Below are 16,124 nucleotides of genomic sequence, written 5' to 3'. Positions count from 1 at the left end.
TGAAAATTGCGGTGAAATGCGCAAGAAAATCGATGAATCTTGCATCTACCGAGTATGAGCGTCAGAAATCATGAAGCGGAACAAGGAATGGATTCGGAGTACTTTCTGAATACGGGAACTCACTTACTGAATCAACAAGCTCCGAATAAGACATAAATACGGCTCGGCCCGGACGAAACTCGATATCAAGTTCGGAAGGCCATGTGTCAGACATTTCCACGAGTGCGACTTCCCATTCAGGATAATAATCGTGCGACGTTCGTATGAACCTCGTGAAATAGTCGAAGTTGATTGTGCCAAGAGCAATTGCAAATCCGCCACCATGGAGCCTACAAAGAGGTGCCTTTCGAAATACCTGCTCTAAAGTTCTCTTCCAGGCATTATTCGGTATTATCCCGGGTTGCTTCACCGATTGCCTGAGCTGCTCGTTTGTCGGATGCTTCATCGATGCCCATTCCAATACGTGCTGAGTTAGGGCACTTGTCGAACTCGTTTCTCCGCCAGCTTGTACTTCAAGAATGCAACTCGTTCGACCGATGTAGTCCTTGTCATCATTCACCAAAATGTAATCAGTGCGAATCGAGCTTGAGGGGCCCTTAGTTTCCCCCTGAGCTCGAAATCTTATAGTCGATTGCGTACCATATTTGAGGTCCTGATGGGATGCGCCCGGGAATAGTACTTTCGAGATTCCTAATAAGATCGACTTGTTTTTAGGACTTGGACTGACGCTAAGAGAGGGCAAAACTCTATTCTCACATACTGGAAACAATTTCTCACCGGATACCACAGAGCAAACCGGTTGAGTTGGGTTTGTTTTCTTCCTGAGCTTAATACATTCTTGGTGAGTGAATGGACAACTCGGGATCGGAGATCCTTCTTTGTAAGGAATGATCTCAGTTGATGAATTTACGCATTGACCGAGATATTCTCCGACGTGTACAGCCACGATCCAACATTACCAGTTTCCGCTTTTTCGGCGCTAACGATGCGCTTCGCAATCCACTCTGCTACATCAACGTTGACTGCATTTCCTAGTGCTCGGAATCTACGTCCGTCCAGTTCTCTGGAAAGCCCTGAAGTGCTTCGTACTCCGAAGCCAGCATTCGTCGAACAAACAACGTCCGATGATCCTCGGCTGTCGAGGGTGTAGGCTTCGCCGTCGCATCTGAATCCCTTTGCTTGCGGGCCGGCGTTTGGCTTTCTGCCGATCGTCGCGTGTTGAATAACGTAGATATCTGCGTCTCGATGGCCCTTTGCAGATCGGGAGGTAGCGTGCGCGCCTGGGAGGCGTGACGGTCCATCCACTTTTCCAATTGTGGTGTGGTCAAAAAAGACTCGGGCGGCGCCGTCTGTTTCAAGACTTGCGACAACGAACGTACGACGGCGACGCTGGGGTGTTCCGAAGTACTTACTGTCAAGAACTCGCCATGCAGCACAATACCCGAGTTCATCCAAAACTGAGAGGACGATTCCAAAATCCTCCCCGTCATGGGAATTAAGGAGCCCGACCACATTTTCGAGGACAAGCCACTTTGGTCGAACTTCTGCAGCAAGCGCTGCAAACTTGTGAAAGAGTCCACTTCTGATACCATCTAATCCCTTCCTTTTTCCTTGGTTTGCTAGTGACAAGTCCTGGCACGGAAATCCTCCGCACCAGATTTCGGCGCTGGGCACGTCAGTGGCGGTCACATTGTTAATATCCCCCACAAGCGGCACATCTGGCCAGTGTTTTTGCAATACTTGCTGGCAAAAACCGTCACGCTCACACTGAAACACAACTTTGCACCCTGCCCGCTCGAAACCGAGGTCGAAGCCCCCGATTCCGGCAAAAAAAGATGCGACGCGTAGTGTTGCGGTACTCATGTGTGTTGAATTAACTATACAATTTCTGGACGCCAGCCATTGCAATTCGGATTCAAATTTCGGGTCCGGCGTTGCCAGTGACCTGAGATGAGAATCCGGTTTGATTCTATCACAGAATTATCAAATTGGTCGGAAGTTGTTGCTACAAAAAAGAAATTTAACTGCCAGTATTCTTCGAGCGAAGAGGTGCTTTATCATATTGTCCTTGAGGTTCATAGTGCCATATCCAGAACTTTGTCCCCTTGCGTCGTGTCGCCAGGCGCCTCGTGCTTTCAAGGCTCACTCCTAACCTCCGCTTTCCGCACTCATCCTTAACATAAGCAACAAATTCCCGCTTTGCTCTGGTCGCCCGCGTCGTTGGACTCTCTGTTGTGTCACCTGAGCCAAGCTCCAACTGCGACTGACCACATCTCGCCCGGTAGTGCGCCACGCATCCATCTGCGTCCTGGAGCGAGTGCCTACATACTCCCGCGAGCAGATCCGCAAGTCCAAGTATTGGTGTTTGTTTTGAGCAACGTTGTTCAAATTTTGCAATCCGAATGAAATGCCTAGAATTTCCAAATAGGTCCTCGATTTGGTACTTGTGAGACCGGTTGCCTCTAGTATTTTTCAGAAACTCTATGAGTTCATCCTGCTGCAAATCTGACTTTTGATCATGGCACCAGTGCCACTGTTTATCTCCGATCCAGTCGGCTACTGATCGAAGGCCGTGGAAGAGCATCCGATGAAAATCCGCACAATCGTCTCGACCATGCAATCCATTTCGACGGCTATCTTGCATGCTCCATGTGAGGCATAGTGCACGACAATCTGGACAATCGAGAAATGCCGTAAGGGCAACCTTGGCCGCCTTGCAGCGTCCGGCGTCATCAATATCTTTAAACTTAATCTCGGTGCGACAACTTTCGGACAGTGCCACTTTGCAGTTCTTATTGAGTCGACCAATTGCGCGGCTCGGCCCAGCAATAAAACTCAGCGACCGAATCAAATCTTCAGTTCCTGATTCATCGGAAACAATAACAAACGGCTCTTCGGACATATTTTAGAAGGGGCGAGGTTTCCGTCGCCCCACTTTTTACTTTACTCGTGTATCGGTGCGCCAGATGAACCCTTGACCAGGGTTATTGCACTGAGGCAATCCTGTTTGTTCTGGTATCCCTCGCCACTATTTGCAATCTTTCGATTATTCGCCGCATAGAGGGTCCAACGCCATTCAGAGTTCGTGTCCTTGTAAATGTAGTAGTACAAAATGTACCTCCTTCGTATATTGCGATTCGGATTGGCCCCGCTCGCCTCGCACCTGTTGCGAAATTTGCTTCATCAACCGAACCTTTCTGCGCTTTGGACTCGTCACTAGAGCGATGTTGCCTAGAATAGCCTTTGAAAAACGGTGACGCAAATCAGAAGAGAGCGGCTCTACCCTCCGATCAAAGCTGGTGGGCCGCGACCTCTTCACCAGTAGACACGTGTGCCAATGCGGAAACGATTCTAACTTTCTTTGATTTTTTTGATCCGCTTCTAGGGTTCTGCAAATCTAAAAGCCCTAACGTAGACATTGGTAACCTTAGTATTCTGTGCAAACGAGCCGAAATTTGCTTTGCTTATACACTTCTTGGGTTTGTTAAAGAGACTGAACTAGATATCCGAAGTGTTTCATTGTGTCAAATATCGTTGGCACTTACCACTCGCTACAAGCGTATGGCCTCTTATCCAGTACCTCCGACATGTAATGCGTAAGTGGTGCCCATGTGTGCGTGCAGTGTGCGTGCAGTGTGCGTGCAGTGTCCATGCATCTCGCCGCATGGACGGGCTGAGGATTTTGGGGGGAGGCGCCAACAATCCACGGTATGGCAAAGGTCAAAGAAGGCATCGTGCTCGGCGGAATCAGCGGGAGGGCTGGCAACGCCGTTTTTGCCCAAACCCCAAACGGGACGGTGCTGCGCGAACGGCCCCTGGTCAACGATCCAAGGTCGCCGCGCCAACAGGCCAATCGCCAAAATCTGGCCCGAATCGGCGATGCGTGGCGGAATCTCACCCTGGCTCAGGCCGAATCTTGGGCCGATTATGCCAATCGCGAAGCGGGAAGTTCGAGCAGTAACCGCGCCAGGCCGAACCTCTTTTTCACCGCTTTGTCTTTCAAGTTTTTGCAGATGAACCCGGGGGCGGAGCTGCCTTTGGATCCGCCCGATTCGCCTTTTATGGGCGATGCGGTGCGGTTTTCGGTTTCGGCGGTGGGAGGCTCGGTGGAGCTGACCCCCGACCGCAGCAATTCGGACGGAGTGGTGACCGAAGTGTTGCTCCAGCCGCTTCTTTCGGCGCACCGCCGCACGTATCTCAGCCGCTACCGTTCGGCCGGTTTTGTGACGTTTAAGGGTGGCGTTCCGGAGCAGTTTGGGGTGGATTCGCGGTTTTGCGCGGTGGCGGTTCGGTTTGTCTGCGCGGCGACTGGGCAGTCCACGGCTCTGGTCGAGCTTGGCAAGTTTGGGGTGTAGTCCCCCTCTCCCCCCTAATTCCTTGATGACACTGAGAGTGTGCCTATGGAGAATTTTGGAATAGGATTGCTGCTTTCGGAGTCTGCCCCGGATTATTCCGGAGCTTTTCTTCGCGCATTTTTTCCGCTTTTTCTGGTGTTTCTTTGCCTGATTTTGATGGGGCTGCTTTGGATCATTTTCAAACGCTGGATACGACGAATACAGCCTCTTCCGTCCCTTGGGCAAATCGAGCAGATGAGCGGAGAAGAGTTCGAGCGCGCACTCCGGCAGATTTTGGAGCGCGAGGGATGGGCGGTCGAGCTGACTCCGCGTTCAAATGACTTTGGAGCCGATCTGGTCATCCATCGACAAGGAAGGCGAGTCGTGGTTCAAGCCAAGCGCTGGCGACGGCCCGCTGGGATCAAATCGGTGCAGGAAGCCGCAGGCGCACGGGATCGCTACCGCGCGGATGAAGCCTGGGTTGTGAGCCCGAGTGGGTTCACTCGCTCGGCTGTCGAGCAGGCGAGGGCCAGCAGGGTTCGGCTCAAAGACGGCGACTGGTTACTAGCCAACTTGAAAGTACCAAAATGAAGTGCCGCGGCGATTTGGAGACCAACAGTGTTCGGTATAGCCCCTCTCCCCCCTAACCCCCCTCATAACAAGTAATGAGGGGGGGAATCTCGGAGCTTTCGCCTGGTGACTGATAAGTGAAAGGGGAAATCGCCAGCCCAGCTTTGCCTCTGTGAAGGGAAGCGTCGCCATGCATTCCAATTCTTTGAATGCTGTAGATCGGGAGTGGTTGCCGGATTGAAACGAAAGGCCGAATGCTCCGAAAAATCCCCCCTCATTGGCGAAGCCAATGAGGGGGGAAGGGGGGAGAAGAGATGATTCGCTCTAGCCAATGGCTCTGGAGTTGAGGCATGATGGAGGTGGGGTGAACCTGCGGCGATGGACGAAGCACCGATACTGACGAGTTTTGAGATCAAGGGCGAAGAGGTGATCTTCTCGGCGCGACCGCCGAATCTCGTCTCGACCCTGGAGATCGTGATTTTGGCCGTGCTCACAGGGGTGTGCGTGGTGTTTGGGACGGTCGGCGTGACGGACTTCGCAGTGCTCTCGATTGGGCAATACTTGTGCTTGGTGTGCGGCGCGCTGACGGGAGCAACTTTGGCTTTCCGGTTGAGCCTGTGGCTGATCCAGTATCGCGCTCGATACGAGCTTAGGCTGAACCTGTATTCGGGATTGGTGACGCTCTTGGATATCCGCGGATTCGACCCCGCTCGCCGGGCCACATTCAGCGCGGAACAGGTTGGGGCGATCACTCTGAACGAGGGCCGGATGTCGCTCACCTGGGCGGAGGAATCGGAGCCTGCCTTGGCGGGGAAGTTCGTGAACGAGTTGCAGAAACTGGCTTACCTTGATGCTGTTCTGCGGTCGAATGAATTCTTCGGTTCGAAGATCGAGTAGTTGGCTTTTCTCCCCCCTATCCCCCCTCATAACAAGTAATGAGGGGGGATTTGTCGGAGCGCTCCCTACAAAACAGAGTCGGGAGGGGAAGTTGTGGGCGAATTAACTTGCGCGGCGGCGTTTGCGGAGTAAGGCAGCGAGCCCTGCGCCGAGGGCGATCATCGTTCCTGGTTCGGGAGCGATGAGGACCGCGATGTCGCGTGGGTCAGTAATGCCTGTTCCGCCAATGACCGTCGGAGAGATGAAGTCATTGGTTCCCGAGTAATACTTGGCGACGCCGAATCCGTTCGAAGTCATACCAGCAACGTGTACCAAGTCTTCGTGTCCTCCAGCCAGTCCTTTAATACTGGTAAACCCAGAGATACCAAAGCTTTGAATAAACGCGAGCGAGGAGTTAAAGACAAAGCCTTGCGTCACCCCTGCTGTGTGAACTAGCAATCCGTTCGCGGCAGTTAGGTAGCCAGGATTCGCGCTGGACGTCACTGTATTGGAGTAGCCGATGAAGCCTCCATTCCAACTACTACTCACAGGGGTTTGGTAGAACAGGTGTCGAGAAAACGCGCTCTGGATGGAACTGCAGTAGACGGTAGAACCGATCACAGCTACTCCTTGCGTCTGATTTCCAGCTTCAGTCAAAGAGAGGTAAGAAGCACCATTGAGGTTTCCGTTAAGCTGGTAGTTGAAGAGGTATCCGCTACCAAATCCATTCCCTGAGGTCACAAAAACGTTGTTACCGACCACGCGGAGTTTGGAATCGCTTCCCGTGGAATAGTACAAGCTAAAACCGCCGAGATAGTCGCCCGTGTTTCCGTTGAACTTTCGTACTCTCGAATTCGAGCCTGGTTGGTCCAAAACCCAGACTTCGTTATTCGGTCCGAGGGAAACAGAGACCGGGTTGCTGAGGAATCCTGCTCCGAACCGCCCCAAGCTGACTCCGTTGATCGGGTCGATTCGGTGGATCGACTTGGTGACACCGTCGGCCACAAACATCATGTCGAAGCTGGCGTGCGCCAGCGTTCCCATTCCGGCGGCGATAATGAGGGTAAGAACGGTGCGCTTCATGGTTGATTCCTTGATGACTGCATTATAGTGGAAACTTTGGTGTGGTGGAAGAGTTGCTTTCACCAGGTTTGCCTTTCTTGTCGACATCTGTTGCGGTGGAGCTGAAGGGTTTCGCTTCCTCTCTCCCCCTAACCCCCCTCATAACAAAGTGAAGAGGTGGGGGACTTGGTTCCGGCTCCGATGACGGGTGTGGTTACCTTGGATTGAACTTGGCTTTGCCACTTGCCTCACATCACTTGGTGGATTCTTCTTTGGATTTCGTCTGGAATCGGTTCAACATGAGGATTGTTGCGAAGTAACCCAATACGCCACCATTAGCACCACCAAGGCTGGTGATTCCGAGGAGTCGCGCCATGGGATAGAAATTAGAAAAGGTGACAGTAACAAAGGCGATCAAACCGATTAAGATGAGCAATGGAAACAAACACAGGTACATGATGGGCTTCCCGGCTGGTCTTCTGAGAAATCCTGCTAGCCCAACGCCCGCCACCAGACCCTTCAGAAAGAATCTGAGAAACAATTCAAGAACGAGAGCTGTGTCCATATTCTTAGTCGAATCATCCTATAAACGCTGTAATTGATACAACTATTCTCATATTCGACACACCTTCATAAGGAACTCTAAAGGTCTCCGCCGTCCTATCTGACCATCGATGCAATTGTTGCGATAATGACCAAAATTGAACATCTTGATGGACTGGACCGCGCCTTATTCGCAAAGTACACCAACGCCGAAATGAGAGCCACGTACACCAAGACAACTGCGAGCAATTGATCGAATGGAATCTTGTCTCTTACTAGTATTGCTGACGCCACGAAAACTGCACTGGCGAACGTGATGAGGGAGTCTGTTCGGCTGTTGCGAATTTGCCAAAGGATAACGATGACCGACGTGATTGCCGCAGAAGCAATTGCAATGTTGCCAAAACCTTGGAGCCTCGGATTGCCTACCAAATAGATACAAACTGCTTGCAACAGTGCGGCGCATTCCGAAAGAATCCCAGAATGCCCGCCATTCTTTGTGCTCACATTTTCTAACGGCAACTGGCTTTGCGCCATAGGTTTAGTTTGGCACGGAATTTCTCCCCCTAACCCCACTCATAACAAAGTAATGAGGGGGGGACTTGGTTCTGGCGCCGATGATGGGTTGGGAGAAGGTGATGGTTCAGCTGCGTTGCTACAGAATCTGATTCATGTGACCAAAGAGCAAGAATTCGGCAAACTGGACGACGGCGAATCGTGTAGTCTAACCGTTATGGAACTTCAAGCCGCACTCAAGGGGCAGTACAAGGCAGGGCTGGCGATGCTCCGCCAGTGTGTGGAAGATTGCCCCGACGACCTGTGGGCCTTGGCGCCGAGCGGGCATCCGCGGACCTTTTGGCGCATTGCCTACCACGCTCTGTTCTACACCCACCTCTATCTGATGCCAATGAAGTCGGATTTTGTGCCTTGGGAGAAGCATCAATCCCAAGCGACTTGCCTGTGGGATGACGACGAGGAAGGAATTCCTCCCGAGGAGACGACTTATTCGAAGTCGGAAGTCCTGAGCTATTTGGACTGGATCGTCAAACAGGTGGACGCCTGGGTGGACGCGCTTGATCTGGCATCGCCCAAATCTGGATTTTCCTGGTACCGGATCCCGAAGCTGGACCACCAGCTCGTGAACTTGCGCCATCTCGGAACGCACACCGGGCAGTTGCAAGAGCTCCTCTTTGCTCGAGGTATGGATTCGAACTGGATCGGCCGCCGGTAAGGCGGAAATTGGCTAAGTCTGGGCTGAATTCACCCGCAAACCGAGGAAACTTACTTTGCCGTGCGCTTGCGGCGTCGGAGAGCAAAGGCGCCGAGACCCAGTGCGGCGAGAGTTGAAGGTTCGGGGACGGGCTGAGTCCAGAGCAGGGCTTCGTCCCGGAAGGTGGCAGAGTTTCGTCCGATCCCGACGATGTAGTAGTTCACCCCGTCTGTGGAGATGGAACGGGCGACGGAGTTGGTGAAGCTTGCGGGTAGGAATGCGTGCAAGTCAACGTGTGAGCCAGAAGACCCGGTCCAGAGGCTGGCGCGCTGGATTCCGCCAAATACAGAACCACCGACTTGGTAGGGGCCGCTGACACCCCATGCAGTTGAGGCAGTTGCACCGGTCGGGTGCAAGTCCACCCAGGAACCAGCAGTTCCTGTCCAAAGGCTCGCGTGGTTTGAACCACCGATTACAGCGTAACCCGCTTGGCTAGCGGCGTCTGCTGCATAGGCGATCGAAGAAGTGGCTCCGGATGGGTGCATGTTGACCCAAGATGCCGAGGTGCCGTTCCATTTTCCGGCGGAGGTCACGCCGGCAATGTTGGCGTAACCGGATTGGATCGAACCAGAGGCTCCGTAGGCGACGGATTGGCTCGCCCCGGTTGGATTCAGGTTCACGAAAGAGCCCGCTGATCCGGTCCAGTAGGCGGCGACTACAGTACTAAATGCGTAGACGGCACCGGCTTGAGAAGTAGGAGTGGCGGCGTACCCGATGGAGCCTAGAGCAAAGCTAGGGTTGAGTGAAATCCATGATCCGGCGGTGCCCGTCCAAAGGCTGGCGTGGGTAGTGACTCCGATATGCGCGTAGCCAACTTGTGAAACGGAAGATGCCCCCCAAACCTCGGAGTAGTTTGCACCGCTCGGGTGGAGGCTTGTCCAAGAAGCCGAACTGCCACTCCACATACCTGCGTTAAGCACGCCGCTAATATTGGCGTTCCCTCCTTGAGTGCTGCCACCTGCGGCGAACCCTGCAGAAACAGATGCGCTGGCGGGATGCAGATTCACGAAAGTCCAAGCATGCGCTGAACTTAGCGTTGCGCAGGTCAGTAAAGTGGTGAGAAAGGCATGTGATTTCATCGGGCTTCCGTGGGTCAACCGAGAAACGTAGCCCAGTTAACAATACGAGTGTATAGGAAAAGAGTGGTTTCTACAAGAGCAACTGAGGAGTGTCCCACAATTGAGCCCTCAAGATTGGTGGCGAATTTCGATGATCAATCCTTAAGGATGAGCCCGTGCCATCGTTGAAACCGCCCAAACACGCTTGCTAATATGAGGGATTGCAGGGAGTCGGTGGGCGGTGGTTCGCCGACGTAGACTTCAAAAAAACCGCCTTCTTTGGCAAATTCGCTTGCAAAATTAATAACTAATTGGAGGTAACGAAGAATCTGAGAATTGGCTTAAGTTCATGCTACGACTGCGCGAGTTTAGAATATCGTGCAGGGAGGACCTTTGCGCGAATATTCGCTAGACGTCTGCTCCAGGCAACCACTTAGTAACTTTCCACTCTGCAGCCGTTGGCTAATCGCCCGCTAAGGATAAATACTCACCAGGATTCCGCATGATTACGCGTGCTGCGACCCGCGCTTCGGCATCCGAGGGATGGGTGTAGGTTGAAACGAGTACGCTGCGAAGATAGGCAGTAACGCCTTCGGCCTGGAATGAGACGTATAGCGGCCACTCGCGTCCGGCAGCGGTAAGTTGAAACTGACTACTATTTGGAGCTAGAATTCTTGCTGCCTTGCTCTTGTATGGAACGACAGTGGGCATGTCGGTATCTACAAACAAATGACAATTGCCGAACCCATCATCCATAAACTGAAAAAATGCGTCGAAAGCCGTACGCAGGCTGAGTTCAGCTAGCCAGACCGGCGCGCCATCGATGAGTTTTCCAATACGCCACTTGGAACGAGTACGGCGCTGTAGAACAAAGAAACTGCCGTCCGGTGTTCCAAAGACGAGTCTAGCACTTGGGTGTTCACCGGCTCTAACGCCGATATAAAACCCAACTCCGTTTGGTCGAGCACACCACAATGTTGATGCAAAGCGCAAGAATGCACGCGAATCACGCCCATCTACTTTCCATGCTGTATCTCCTGGAGGAATGGGTGCGAGACCTTCGGCAATCTCAGCAGTGGGGTTAACGACACCTGCTGATTTGTAATCGGATCCTGCGTAAGTCATCACGGAGTCTGGCGAAAAACGCCGCCATGTGGGCGTATAAAATGACATTGTTGAGTTCGCCATTCCACCGTCCATCGTCAACTGCACCGTGCCAACACGTATCCGGCCATCGCCAGGATGTATTTCAACCCCATTAATGCCGAGGCTACCGCGCTTGAATTCACCGACAACGAGCTCGAATCTATCATCGCCAGGGTCATAGCCGAGCCGGTCTTCAGCGCTCATACTTGCGGTAGGATGGATCCGCCACTTCACGCCTTCATCAACAAATGTAACCTCTACAGGTTCATCCGCGCAGACTCCGAGGCTAGAAATCGAATGGAGAAATTCAACTTCAATACGAGGTTGGTCCGAGGTTCCTGACTCTGCATTTCCTCGACCAGGGCGCGGCGAAGTTTCTATTTCGGCTCCACCTTCTGTTTTCTCAACGGTAGGCGGCAGAGGCACTGGTGCGGACCTCTTAAAATCCAATACGCACGCTACCGTGGAAACGGCAAGAAAAATACTTGCGGTTACCAACCACCTCTTATGGTTGTAGCCGAGCCTTTGCAATTTTATTACTCGAAGCAACAAAGCCGCGGCAACCGCTCCAACTACGATCCAAAACTGAATCACCGGACGTCCGCCGAAAAATGTCGCGCCAATTGCGCCTGCAATCGACGTAACTAGCTGGTTGGCATATTCGGTAATGAAGCTCGAGGATTTCTGTTCGTCAGGTACCTTCTTGCCGCCGAGAAAGGCAAAATGGGCTCTTGTCTTTAGCTTCAGCGCCTGCGACTCAGCGACGCACGCGCCAAAGTCCAATCTGGGATGAACTAGGGCCCCATCAACACGAATCCCGTCCTGAATCCGATTCCGAAAGCGATGACTTGATTCACATTCGTGTAACCAGTCGGGCACCGCAGCGCAAGCGTTAATCAGATATGCTCGAACCGCGATGTATTCATCGTGGCAACGACTAACGGCCGCCGGATCATCCGCGATCCGACGGAGTAAGCCTACGAAGCGAGCCCTTTCCCTCTTAAATCTTGCAAGTTCGGTGATAAGTGATCTTCCTTGTACTCAAAACCGGTCCAAACCTGACGCAGACCGCTGCAGGGCAAAATACTAGGTGCCCAATGATTCAGCGAATACAGGACAGGCCCCATCATTATAACGGGGATGAGAGTAGAAAGTGTGCGAGAATTTGATTTTGAAAAGAGATTGTTTAACTCCATTCAAAGTAAGGGCGCGCAAAGATGGACACACGTTCGTAATCACGTGATAAGTGATCCGTGCGCAATACTGCATCATGCGTACTATCGAGCAACGATTGCGGGGCGGGTGCGGGTTGGCTTAAGCGGTTTCGATGGGTGGATGATGTAATGACTCCAATCCTGTGTCTTTCCGAGCGCATCCCTTGGTGCATCTGCAGGAACGTATTCTGTAGTGATGATTTCGCCCTTGTTGTTACGCTTCCACCCACATATAACGAGTCTGCATGAGCCACTACCCTGACGCTCAATAATGGCAGCGGAATGCTTGGAGCCTGAATAACTCACCATCGATGGGCTTCCGTAGATAGGGCGAATGGTCTTTGAGACTGCATCAAAGAGTGCGATGTACACTGGCGGAGTGGCGCCATTCAAATAGCTGACATCCATGGTCATTGTGAGAGAACGTTCACCGACCCACCTTAAGTTGTCGGCACCATACCAAGATTCGTTTGGAATATTGAGTGCCTCCAATGCTGTTTCACCGAAGCGATCTTCAACGAAACCCAACATTGACGGTGCTCCAGAAATGTCGACCGTACGCGCAAGCATTCCGTATTTGGGATTCCAGCTAGAAACATAGTCTGCTCGCAAATCCAACCTGCCGCCAGACAGGAGCTTCTTATACCAACGGATGTTTCCTGCCTCGTCAAGCACGATCATCGCCAATGCATATGTTGAGCGGTTGTTGTCGTTGGAGCCCTTATTGACTTCAGCGATCAAAACGTTTCCATCCAAGGATGCGCTGTCAAACGTTAAACCTGTTGGAAGTTTACGTTCTTGTTTTCCGAACCACCACCGGTGCACGCGGTTGTTGGGTTTGACCTCAATTTTCTTTGTGATACACAGCACGTCTCCGATCCACCAAGCGTAGGTATTGGGCGGCAAGCGTTTAGCGATCTTTCCGGATGGCATATCCAAAATGAGAGTTTGATACCAATCCGATATCATGATCTGCTTCCCATCGGGTTTCCACCGGTCAATAGCCCAACCATTATCTGAGACCGGAAGTTCTATGGTGCGAGTAGGATTGAACAATCTGAATGTCGATTTTTTTACAGAGTCTCCGTCTTCCGGGCTAAATATATCGATCATCGCCAGTGTTTGACCATTTGGGCTCCATTCCAAAGACCATTCCTGGCCATTGAGAGGGATTTGGCGCACGGCCCCGGTCGTCGAAAGAACTAGACTAAGAACGGCAGGAACCATCATTTCATTCTGACGATCAAGATGCAGGTTTCGTGCGCAATACTGCAACATGCGTACTATCGAGCAACGATTGCACCGTCTAGAGCGAAATGTGATCGGGCAAATCGTCTTGGTCACCCTCGCCATAATCCTTTGGTTGGCTTATAGTCTTTTGATGCCAACTTTGGCTCTCCGAGATCAAGTGCGCGTTGTGGCAAGTCAGAAAGGGGAACTTCATTTTCAGCCAGGATCAGACGGGCCATTCGTCATCACCCACCTCTGCTGGAAGGGCGGCCAAGACGTAGCCGCTCTAACTCGACCGATCGCCATCATCGATTCCGAAGGTGCTAGCCAAGGCAAGAAAGAGCTGGAGAATTTGATCTGGGTGGACCTCGACGGGGCAGCCGTCAAGCCGCCGCCGGCAGACGAGATCGTGGCAATCTACTATCGTGCCGAGTGGAGCAAACCACCACTAGCGCGTTGATTCAGTTCATTTGGCTTGGGCTCTTTCTCCCCCTAACCCCCCTCATAACAAGTAATGAGGGGGAACTTTGGGCTACCTTGAACCTCAATCCGGCTTTGGAGTAAGGTGAGCTATGGGACGGCAAAGGGCACTGTTTTGTGCAGTCGGACTGGTTTTGGTGGGGTGCCAGGAGCCGGCTCAGCGCCCGATGCTGAATCCTGTCACCGGATCTGGAATTGCCGACCAGTATGTGTGTGCTCCCAAATCGGTGTCAGGCTCGGGCGTTCACATGTTCGATTCCTGGCTGTACGTTCGCTATAACTCCAGATTGTATGAATTCAGATTGGAGTCCTTAAACGAGACTACTCCTAGCGCCAAGAGGCTCGATGGGCAGTTGAGTGGAAGTTCGAGCGGAAGCGTGAGCCATGTCGTGCCCGGTCCCTATGATAGCTTTGCAGTGGTTTGTGAAGGTTTCGATGATGCCTCTGCGGCACTGTTTCAGGCGACTAGTGCAACACTTTTGGATTATTGCCTGATAAATATTGATGGTGAGGTCCAATTTAGCCAGAATGGAGAAAACTGGATACTTAATACAAGCGGCACATTACAAGTCCGAAATGTTTCGACGATGCTCGGCCGCGATAAAGTTCTCTTGCCTAATAATTACGGAAGTTACTATCTCATTCCTGGAGCCAGCGGGCGCCTAGCGTTAGTAGTTGGTAATTCCAATGACACCCCCGAAGTTCGATTTTGGTACGATCCTTTGCTCGATCGGATGTATCCGGCGTCTACTCTGCCTATCGATATCGAGAAGAGGAGCCATTGGGTCGACCAAGGGCACGTGCTCAGTGAGTTCAAAGGCAAGATTCAGGATCACGGAATCATCCCTGGTTTCAAGCCAGTGAAGGCATCAGAAAATGGGGTTGCACTTTCGCCTTGGTCGGTGACTCGCAGTGAAGACAAGAAAACCCTTGTCGTGCGGAGCATCTATCGCGGTGGCCCGACTTGGACATTCAAACGCAGCCAAGGTGTTTGGTCGCAATATACAGCCACTTACGGTAAGCATGCCTTATACGATAGCGGAGAGTTTTATGACCTGCGAACAGGGAAGTTGGCGGCTCGCCTTGAAATGGACGATGATCAAGATTACGTCATCATCACTGATAAGTACATCACGGGTACGACGAAAGCGCTAGCGCGCAGGGACATCGCAGTTCCGATGAACAGCGAAAAGGTATTCGAAGTATTGTACGACTTGTTGGATCTGGGAGACTCGGGAGAGGAGCAGCAATAATTCCGGCACCTGCGAAGGTATAGAATAGTTCGATACGATCCAATTGAGAACGGGCAGCATAAGCATGAAAAGGGCACAATTACTACTAATTACCACGATCGCACTAGGATCATTTGGATGCGCACCTATTATCCGTGTCGGGCCCGTATTCAGGGTGGTTGATACGGACTCTAAGATGCGAGTGGGGACTTGGGAAGTTACGGTTCCTGCAAGTTATAAAAAACGAATAAGCCCCACAAAGGATTATCTAATTGCAGAAAATGAAAGTATTCGAATTGACTTAGCTGCAATTCGAAAGGATAGGAACTTTGATCTAAGAAGAGCTTTTGAGAAATCAATCGAAGAAATTTTTCGCCGTGAGAAAATCGTGACACTGAAACAAGTTATGGAATTGGGTAAGGCACACGGCCTGGATAGTATCTTGTTTCGCGCCGATGTGCGATTTCAGAGCAACGATATTGGAGTCATCATGATGCTTGCATCGGAGTCAAAGGATACATCGGGACTCGTTTTTGCTCGAATCGTTGGCCAAGACCCGGAATCTGTGTCCGAGGTCGAAAAGATTCTAAAGACCTTAAAGTGCAATCAATGATTGCGCTCAATGCGCATTCGAAGTCACTCCAGCCACCGTGGCGCAGGCGGGGCGGCCCTTGGAGTCTTTGCCTGGGACCTGAACCAACACCCGCCCGGTAGTTCCCGGAGCGGCGATCTGGTTCGCCCAAAGTTTGATGCGGCCATAGCGCTTGCCAGTGGGTTCGAGCCAAACCAGATACACAAATCTCCGGCCGTCGCTATTGCGCACCACCGCAAGGCCAGTCGGATTCTCTCCCTTCCAAGAGATCTCGAACGCGAGTTCGCGCTGTAGCGAGCTTCCGACCTGCAGCAAGCAATCGAATCCCTCCGGCGGATCCACGATTTCGACGGTGACTTGCAGGGATTCCATGATGGGATTCACGGTACCCCGTTCATGTCAGGAGAATTTTGACGACGATTTGAACCTAAACAGCAACTTTTTTCAAAAATAAATGACAATTACGCAACATTTTGGCAAATATTTGTTATGATAGGAAAAGCACTTTGCTGTGCGG

Annotated in this window: 17 protein-coding genes; 7 read left to right on the top strand and 10 right to left on the bottom strand. The window is 51.9% G+C overall.

Features of this window, described 5'->3' with window-relative positions:
- Positions 1 to 61: 61 nt before the first annotated feature.
- From J0L72_10430 to J0L72_10415, 4 genes are all read right to left on the bottom strand, one after another.
- Positions 62 to 946 (bottom strand): hypothetical protein, encoded by an 885-nt coding sequence (locus J0L72_10430; GenBank protein MBN8691187.1) that lies wholly within the window; start codon positions 944 to 946, stop codon positions 62 to 64.
- Complete coding sequence (gene dcm, locus J0L72_10425; GenBank protein MBN8691186.1) at positions 907 to 1,863, bottom strand: DNA (cytosine-5-)-methyltransferase; 957 nt, start codon at positions 1,861 to 1,863, stop codon at positions 907 to 909. Before dcm ends, J0L72_10430 begins: the two co-directional genes overlap by 40 nt.
- Before the next feature lie 157 nt (positions 1,864 to 2,020).
- Positions 2,021 to 2,902, bottom strand: a complete 882-nt coding sequence (locus J0L72_10420) for a hypothetical protein (protein ID MBN8691185.1) — start codon at positions 2,900 to 2,902, stop codon at positions 2,021 to 2,023.
- 41 nt (positions 2,903 to 2,943) lie between these two features.
- Positions 2,944 to 3,111: a DUF1508 domain-containing protein gene (locus J0L72_10415; protein ID MBN8691184.1), complete on the bottom strand. Its 168-nt coding sequence runs from the start codon at positions 3,109 to 3,111 to the stop codon at positions 2,944 to 2,946.
- Between the two features lie 599 nt (positions 3,112 to 3,710).
- Between J0L72_10415 and J0L72_10410 the strand changes: the two genes are divergently transcribed.
- The 3 genes from J0L72_10410 to J0L72_10400 all read left to right on the top strand — a co-directional run bounded on the left by J0L72_10410 (position 3,711) and on the right by J0L72_10400 (position 5,801).
- Positions 3,711 to 4,355, top strand: a complete 645-nt coding sequence (locus tag J0L72_10410; GenBank protein MBN8691183.1) for a hypothetical protein — start codon at positions 3,711 to 3,713, stop codon at positions 4,353 to 4,355.
- A gap of 234 nt (positions 4,356 to 4,589) precedes the next feature.
- Positions 4,590 to 4,925 (top strand): restriction endonuclease, encoded by a 336-nt coding sequence (locus tag J0L72_10405; GenBank protein MBN8691182.1) that lies wholly within the window; start codon positions 4,590 to 4,592, stop codon positions 4,923 to 4,925.
- A gap of 357 nt (positions 4,926 to 5,282) precedes the next feature.
- On the top strand, positions 5,283 to 5,801 hold the full coding sequence (locus tag J0L72_10400) for a hypothetical protein (protein ID MBN8691181.1): 519 nt from the start codon (positions 5,283 to 5,285) through the stop codon (positions 5,799 to 5,801).
- 102 nt (positions 5,802 to 5,903) lie between these two features.
- On the opposite strand, the gene J0L72_10395 is transcribed toward J0L72_10400, so the two are convergent.
- Together J0L72_10395 and J0L72_10390 are read right to left on the bottom strand one after the other, a co-directional pair.
- Positions 5,904 to 6,863, bottom strand: a complete 960-nt coding sequence (locus tag J0L72_10395; GenBank protein ID MBN8691180.1) for a PEP-CTERM sorting domain-containing protein — start codon at positions 6,861 to 6,863, stop codon at positions 5,904 to 5,906.
- A 639-nt stretch (positions 6,864 to 7,502) separates the two neighbouring features.
- Positions 7,503 to 7,922, bottom strand: a complete 420-nt coding sequence (locus tag J0L72_10390; GenBank protein MBN8691179.1) for a hypothetical protein — start codon at positions 7,920 to 7,922, stop codon at positions 7,503 to 7,505.
- A gap of 52 nt (positions 7,923 to 7,974) precedes the next feature.
- Here J0L72_10390 and J0L72_10385 point away from each other — a divergent pair, with 52 nt between their 5' ends.
- Positions 7,975 to 8,616 carry a DinB family protein gene (locus J0L72_10385; GenBank protein MBN8691178.1) on the top strand — a complete coding sequence of 214 codons (642 nt, stop codon included), beginning with the start codon at positions 7,975 to 7,977 and terminating at the stop codon, positions 8,614 to 8,616.
- A gap of 50 nt (positions 8,617 to 8,666) precedes the next feature.
- On the opposite strand, the gene J0L72_10380 is transcribed toward J0L72_10385, so the two are convergent.
- The 3 genes from J0L72_10380 to J0L72_10370 all read right to left on the bottom strand — a co-directional run bounded on the left by J0L72_10380 (position 8,667) and on the right by J0L72_10370 (position 13,303).
- The gene (locus J0L72_10380) at positions 8,667 to 9,662 is read right to left on the bottom strand and encodes a PEP-CTERM sorting domain-containing protein (protein MBN8691177.1); all 996 of its coding nucleotides are present in this window, start codon (positions 9,660 to 9,662) and stop codon (positions 8,667 to 8,669) included.
- Positions 9,663 to 10,175: 513 nt separating this feature from the next.
- Positions 10,176 to 11,642, bottom strand: coding sequence for a hypothetical protein (locus tag J0L72_10375; protein ID MBN8691176.1), 1,467 nt, complete (start codon positions 11,640 to 11,642; stop codon positions 10,176 to 10,178).
- Between the two features lie 494 nt (positions 11,643 to 12,136).
- On the bottom strand, positions 12,137 to 13,303 hold the full coding sequence (locus J0L72_10370; protein MBN8691175.1) for a hypothetical protein: 1,167 nt from the start codon (positions 13,301 to 13,303) through the stop codon (positions 12,137 to 12,139).
- Positions 13,304 to 13,349: 46 nt separating this feature from the next.
- Between J0L72_10370 and J0L72_10365 the strand changes: the two genes are divergently transcribed.
- The 3 genes from J0L72_10365 to J0L72_10355 all read left to right on the top strand — a co-directional run bounded on the left by J0L72_10365 (position 13,350) and on the right by J0L72_10355 (position 15,628).
- On the top strand, positions 13,350 to 13,763 hold the full coding sequence (locus J0L72_10365; GenBank protein MBN8691174.1) for a hypothetical protein: 414 nt from the start codon (positions 13,350 to 13,352) through the stop codon (positions 13,761 to 13,763).
- Positions 13,764 to 13,875: 112 nt separating this feature from the next.
- Entirely contained in the window at positions 13,876 to 15,036 is a 1,161-nt protein-coding gene (locus tag J0L72_10360; protein MBN8691173.1) for a hypothetical protein, read from the top strand.
- Between the two features lie 367 nt (positions 15,037 to 15,403).
- Positions 15,404 to 15,628 carry a hypothetical protein gene (locus tag J0L72_10355; protein ID MBN8691172.1) on the top strand — a complete coding sequence of 75 codons (225 nt, stop codon included), beginning with the start codon at positions 15,404 to 15,406 and terminating at the stop codon, positions 15,626 to 15,628.
- A gap of 6 nt (positions 15,629 to 15,634) precedes the next feature.
- On the opposite strand, the gene J0L72_10350 is transcribed toward J0L72_10355, so the two are convergent.
- Entirely contained in the window at positions 15,635 to 15,979 is a 345-nt protein-coding gene (locus tag J0L72_10350; GenBank protein ID MBN8691171.1) for a hypothetical protein, read from the bottom strand.
- Positions 15,980 to 16,124 lie beyond the last annotated feature (145 nt).

It is taken from the genome of Armatimonadota bacterium, assembly GCA_017303935.1.
In the GTDB taxonomy this organism is placed as follows: Bacteria; Armatimonadota; Fimbriimonadia; order Fimbriimonadales; family Fimbriimonadaceae; genus JAFLBD01.
The sequence above is the reverse complement of the archived record's forward strand: the minus strand, read 5'-3'. Positions and strand labels throughout refer to the sequence as shown.